Genomic DNA, 5,775 nt, shown 5'->3' with positions numbered 1-5,775 from the left:
GGCCGGGCGTGCGGGCGTGCGGGCGGCTCGCGGGTGGCGTCAGCCGCGGCGGGTCGGTGAACTCCGGCGCGCGGGCGGCGCGATCCGCACCCGCTCGGTGGCGGGAGCCTTCTCGAGGTCGTCCAGTTGGGCGAGGACGGTGGCGCGCAGCTCGTCGTCGTCCGCGAAGTGGTGGTCGTGGAAGAGGGTGTACCCCGACCACATCAGGTTGGCGCAGACCCGGGCCGGGACCCGGCCGGTCCTGGCGCCCATGCCGACCAGGGCGACCGAGCGGACGGAGCCCGGCTCCAGCAGGTTCTGCCGGTGGACGGCCTGGAAGGCGGCGGCGCAGGCCAGGGCCACGTTCAGGGTCTCGCTGACGTTCTGCGAGGAGGTCCGCATGGTCGGGGCCGAGATCAGGAACCGGGGGTTGACGGCGCCGGACGGGACGCAGACCGCGCTGCCGACCGGGAGGCTGCCGGCGTGCTGCTCGCGGATCGCCTTCTGCACCCGCAGCTGGATGCCCGCGCCCAGGTGGCGCTTGACCGCGGCGTCCGTCCCGCCGTCCATTCGGCCGCGGGAGTTGGTGGGGCTGACCCAGGCGTCGACCTCCGCGGTGAGCAGCGAGGCGTGCCGGATCTCGATCCCGGGGACGTCGGCGAAGGCCGCCCGCCAGGACTCCACGACCGTCGCGTCGAGGTCGGTCAGCACCACCCTGAGCGGCGCCTGCGTGCGGTCCGTGGTCATGTCGGGGCTCCTGTCGGTCCGGTTCCTTGGTGACACCGACGAAGCTAGCGCGCGGCACTGACAGTCCGTCCGGTCCCGTCCGGTCCCGTCCACCGAGGCCGGGGGCGGCCGGTGCGGCGTTCCGGGCGGGTGGGGACTGTCAGACCCGGCTGGTAGGACTGTGCTGTCCGCCAGGGAAGCTGACGGATCGTCATTCGTCATTCGCCCGCCGTCCGCACGGTCCCGACCAGCCGGAGTTGCACCACCATGAGCGCTGTCGACACCCCCGCCGCCGCCCAGCCCGACCCGAGCGACCCGCTGGCCCTCGCGGAGCTCTTCACTGGTGGCGGCGAGCCGTGGCTGCCGCTGCTGAAGCCGGTCATCGAGGCGCAGCCCGGCGCGGCCTCGTTCATCGGCCCCGGTCGCGGCCCCGAGGTCGTCCCGGTCCGCGAGCTGACCTTCCAGGCGCTCAAGCCGCACGCGCCGCACGAGTGGAAGGTCGTCGTCTTCGGCCAGAACCCGTACCCGCGGCCGGAGAGCGCCACCGGCATCGCGATGTTCGACAACACCTTCCACGACTGGAAGGACAGCCAGTTCGGCCGGGTGATCAGCATCCGCTGCCTGATCAAGGCCGCGGCGATGTGGAAGTACGGCATCCCCAAGAAGACGCCGATCGCCGACATGCGGGCGCTGCTGAAGGAGCGGGGGACCGTCCAGCCGCCGGAGTGGTTCCAGGCGATGCTCACCCAGGGCGTGCTGCTGCTGAACGCGGCGCTGACCGCGAGCGGCGACGGCGCGATGGGACCGGACCAGCACACCGGGTTCTGGCGGCCGGTCGCCGAGCGGATCGTGGAGGAGATCCTCCGGGCCAAGCAGCAGGCGGCCGAGGAGGACCGCTTCGTGGTCTTCGCCTGGTGGGGTGCGCACGCGCGCAGCCTGAAGAACGTCGTGCTGCGGTTGCAGCAGAAGTACCCCGAGGTCGAGGTCCGCCACATCGACCACGCCAACCCGGCGGCCCAGGGGGACATCTTCTGCGACGGAGAGCACTTCGCCACGGTGAACGCGGCGCTCGCCTCGCTCGGCGCCGAGGAGGTCGACTGGCTGCCCAGCACGGGCTGGAACGCGTCGTCGGCGCAGGGCGGCGGGGCGCAGGACGGGGTCGCCGAGCGGATGGGCGCCTTCATCGCCTCCACCATGGAGCTGCACCAGCTCTACCTGGACCGGCTCGCCGGAGTGAAGGACGAGGGCCTCGTCCTGCCCGCCATCACCGGCGTGTTCGACACCCCGCTGATGGGGTTCCGGGAGGCGGTGGCCCCGGTCGCCGAGCTGCTGCGGGGGCTGGACCGGCACGTGTCGCTGTCGCACGACTTCGGCAAGCGGCGGGTGGACGAGCCGGCCGCAGGCCTGTCGGGCGGAGTCTCCGGAGGCCCGGCCGCAGGGCTCCCCGCCGGGCTCCCGGCCGGGCTCTCCGCCGACGAGATCGCCGCGCTGTACCTGTACACCTGCGAGTCCGCGTTCTACCGGGAGATCAACGCGGTGCTCCGCTCGCCGGACCGCGGCCGGCTGGTGCCCTACCTGCCGTACCTGCGGCTGCTGTTCGCGGCGGTGTCGCGGCTGCCCGTCCGCACCGAGCCGCTCTGGCGCGGGGTCTCGCTGGACCTGCGCCGGCAGTACCCGCTCGGCAGGACGGTGACGTGGTGGGGCGTTTCCTCCTGCACCTCCAAGCTCGGGGTGGCGCGGTCCTTCCTCGGCAGCAGGGGCAAGCGGACGCTCTTCGAGGTGCGCCCGGTGCGGGCCACCGGCATCCAGAACTTCTCGGCGTTCACCGGCGAGGAGGAGTTCATCCTGCTGCCCGGCACCCAGCTCCAGGTGACGGACGTCAAGGCGGAGCGCGGCGGCCTGTGCACCGTGACGCTGACCGAGCTGGAGGAGGCGCCCCTGGTGTCCTGAGGCGTGCCCGAGGCCTCCCGGGGTGTTCCGTAGCCATCTGTCGTAACTGGGTCAGTATTTTTACTGAGTTAAGTTATGCTGGACTTCGAGCATCCGGTGACCTCGTGGTGCGGGAAGGGACGCGAACGATGACCTCGGAAACCCAGAGCCTCGACGGCGAACTGGAACGCGAGCGGGCCTACGTCGAGGCCTGCCGGGTGGCGACGGCCCGGCAGGTCGAGGACGCCGGCCACCAGGTCGTCGCCGGGGAAGACGTCTCCGGCGACGGCGCCAGCGCGGAGGCGCTCGGCCGGTACCTGCGCACCCGCGCCAAGCGGATGAAGGAGCTGTCGGAGAGCCCGTCGTTCTTCGGCCGCCTGGACTTCGCCGACACCGTGGAGGCCGGGGACCACCGGCGGCAGCGCTACTACGTGGGCCGCCGGCGGATCTCCAAGGACCCGACGGTGCCGCCCCTGGTGGTCGACTGGCGCGCCCCGGTCTCCCGGGCGTTCTACCAGGCGAGCGCCCACACCCCGCTCGGGCTCGCGCGGCGGCGCCGGTTCGGCTGGGCGCCGTGGAGCCTGGGCGCGCCGGAGGAGCTGACCGGGCTGGAGGACGAGGCCCTCGGCGGGGCGGGCGCGGTCGGCGGGCCCGGTTCGGACGGCGGAAGCGGCGGCGGCAGCGGCCGAGGCGGCAGCGGTGCGGGCGGCATCCTGGCCGCCGAGATCGAGCGGCCCCGTACCGGTCCGATGCGGGACATCGTCGCCACCATCCAGCCCGAGCAGGACGCCCTGGTGCGGGGCGAGTTGAGCGAGTCGGTGTGCGTGCAGGGCGCGCCCGGCAGCGGCAAGACCGCCGTCGGGCTGCACCGCGCCGCGTACCTGCTCTACAGCTTCCCGCAGCGGATCCGGCGGAGCGGTCTGCTGGTCATCGGCCCCAACCCGGTCTTCCTGCGCTACATCGCCGAGGTGCTCCCCGCGCTCGGCGAGATCGACGTCGTCCAGAAGACCGTCGAGGACCTGGTCGCCACCCGGCCGGTCACCTCGGTGGACGACGAGCGGGCCGCCGTGGTCAAGCAGGACGCCCGGATGGCGACGGTGCTGCGCCGGGCGCTGTACGGACGCATCCGGGCGACGGGATCGGAGCCGCTGGTCGTCCCGGACGGCTCCTACCGCTGGCGGGTGTCCCCGGAGCGGCTCGACCGGGTGGTCGCCGAACTGCGCGAGCAGGCGCCGCCGTATGCGATCGGCCGGGAGAGCCTGCGCACCCGCGTGGTGGCGATGCTCCAGGACCAGGCCGAGCGCCGGTCCGGCGTGATGTCCGGGGCGTGGACGCGGAAGATCGGGCGTTCCAGGCCGGTCGCGGCCTTCCTGGAGGCCGCCTGGCCGAACCTGCGGCCGGAGGCCGTGGTCGCCGCGCTGCTGAGCGATCCCGCCGTGCTGGCCGAGGCGGCGGACGGGGTGCTCGGTCCGGAGGAGCGGGCGGCGATCCTGTGGCGCTGCCCGCCGCGCTCGGAGAAGAGCGCCAGGTGGTCCGAGCACGACCTGATGTTGCTGGACGAGGTGGCCGGACTGATCGAGCACCCGGCCGGTTTCGGTCACGTCGTGGTGGACGAGGCCCAGGACCTCTCCCCGATGCAGTGCCGGGCGATCGCCCGCCGCAGCGTCTTCGGCTCGCTCACCGTCCTCGGTGACCTCGCCCAGGCGACGGCACCGTGGGCCGCCCGCAGCTGGCCCGAGCAGCTCGGCCACCTGGGCAAGCCGCAGGCCGCGGTGGTGCCGCTGACCACCGGTTTCCGCGTCCCGGCCGTGGTGATGGCACTCGCCAACACCCTGCTGGGAGCACTGGACGTGGCGGTGCCGCCGGCCGTGTCGCTGCGGCAGGACGGCGAGTTGACGGTGCGGAGCGTGGCCGGGGGCGGCCTGGGCGGAGCGGTGGTGACGGCGGTGCGGGCCGCGCTGGAGCGCGAGGGCTCGATCGCGGTGATCGCGGCCGACGACGCGGTGGCGGAGACCGCGGAGGCCCTCCGGGAGGCGGGCGTCCCGACCGGAGCGGCCGAGCAGGTCGGCACCACGGCGCGGGTGACGGTGCTGCCGGCGTCGCTGGCGAAGGGGCTGGAGTACGACCACGTGGTGGTGCTGGAGCCGGCCGCGATCGTGGAGGCCGAAGCGCGCGGGCTGCACCGCCTGTACGTGGTGGTGACGCGGGCGGTCTCCCGGCTGGACGTCCTGCACGCTCGCCCGCTGCCCGCGCCGTTGGCCGGGTGACGGGCGGGGCGTGGCGGGTGCGGGTGCGGATCGCGCCAATTGCGGGGCCGTTTCGGGACGGCGGCCACCGAACTCCCGGTTGCCCGGGAGGATTTCCGTATGCCTACGATCATCAGACTGGTCAGTGCCGGTCTCGCCGCAGCCCTGTCCCTGACCGCCGCCGCCTCCACCGCCGGTGCCGTCACCGCCGACGCCGTCACCGCCAAGGCCGCCGCGGGGCCCGCCGAGCCCCGCACGGTCCCGAAGCAGCGGGTGGTCCTCACCCAGGCCGGGAACTACCCGACCGAGCAGAACCGGCAGGGTGTCTTCTCGGTGTCCTGGAGCTCGATCGGCACCGAGGACCTCACCGGGCCGACCCACTTCACCGTCGACCTGCCGCCGGGGCTCACCACCGGCGGCGCGCTGTTCTACTCCACGCCGTACGACTACACCTTCACCGAGACCGTCTCGCCCGACGGCCGCCACCTGGAGGCCGTCCTGGACGGCAACCGCCGGGCCGGGGCCCAGGAGTTCATGAAGATCCCGGTCGTCGCGGAGGGGACCGGACCGGTCACCGGCGCGATCACCGCGAGGGTCGCCAACGCCGCCGACACGATCCCCACCGGGCACGTCTCCACCCACCTGCTCGGCGTCGGCACGCTGCCGCCGCTGTTCGCCCCGCCGCCGCGGATCGATGACGTCAGCGCCACCACCGGGCCGGGCGCGGGCGGCACCCCGGTCGCCGTCACGGGCGCCGGCCTGGCCGGGGCGATGGTGCTGATCGGCGGCGTCCCGGCGCCCGGCAGCTGCACCGACACCGCCTGCGCGGTGACCACTCCCGGCGGCTCGGGCAGCGCCGCCGTCACCGTGGTCGGACCGGGCGGCACGGTCCTGG

At 73.9% G+C, this 5,775-nt stretch carries 4 protein-coding genes; 3 read left to right on the top strand and 1 reads right to left on the bottom strand.

Annotation, left to right across the window (positions count from 1 at the left end):
* Positions 1-39: 39 nt before the first annotated feature.
* Entirely contained in the window at positions 40-726 is a 687-nt protein-coding gene (locus BU198_RS18520; RefSeq protein ID WP_188297974.1) for a macro domain-containing protein, read from the bottom strand.
* 246 nt (positions 727-972) lie between these two features.
* Between BU198_RS18520 and BU198_RS18515 the strand changes: the two genes are divergently transcribed.
* The 3 genes from BU198_RS18515 to BU198_RS18505 all read left to right on the top strand — a co-directional run.
* Positions 973-2,655, top strand: coding sequence for an ADP-ribosyltransferase domain-containing protein (locus BU198_RS18515; RefSeq protein ID WP_188297973.1), 1,683 nt, complete (start codon positions 973-975; stop codon positions 2,653-2,655).
* A 128-nt stretch (positions 2,656-2,783) separates the two neighbouring features.
* Entirely contained in the window at positions 2,784-4,901 is a 2,118-nt protein-coding gene (locus tag BU198_RS18510) for a HelD family protein (protein ID WP_188297972.1), read from the top strand.
* A 99-nt stretch (positions 4,902-5,000) separates the two neighbouring features.
* On the top strand, positions 5,001-5,775 hold a 775-nt coding region (locus BU198_RS18505; protein WP_188297971.1), incomplete at its 3' end, for an IPT/TIG domain-containing protein.

Origin of the sequence: Streptomyces sp. CBMA156, assembly GCF_014596515.1 — a bacterium.
Classification (GTDB): domain Bacteria; phylum Actinomycetota; class Actinomycetes; order Streptomycetales; family Streptomycetaceae; genus Kitasatospora.
This window is presented reverse-complemented; position numbering and strand designations above follow the sequence as displayed.

Coding starts and splice junctions, on each gene's coding strand:
- BU198_RS18520 (WP_188297974.1), bottom strand. CDS start 726: ATGACCACGGACCGCACGCAGGCGCCGCTCAGGGTGGTGCTGACCGAC.
- BU198_RS18515 (WP_188297973.1), top strand. CDS start 973: ATGAGCGCTGTCGACACCCCCGCCGCCGCCCAGCCCGACCCGAGCGAC.
- BU198_RS18510 (WP_188297972.1), top strand. CDS start 2,784: ATGACCTCGGAAACCCAGAGCCTCGACGGCGAACTGGAACGCGAGCGG.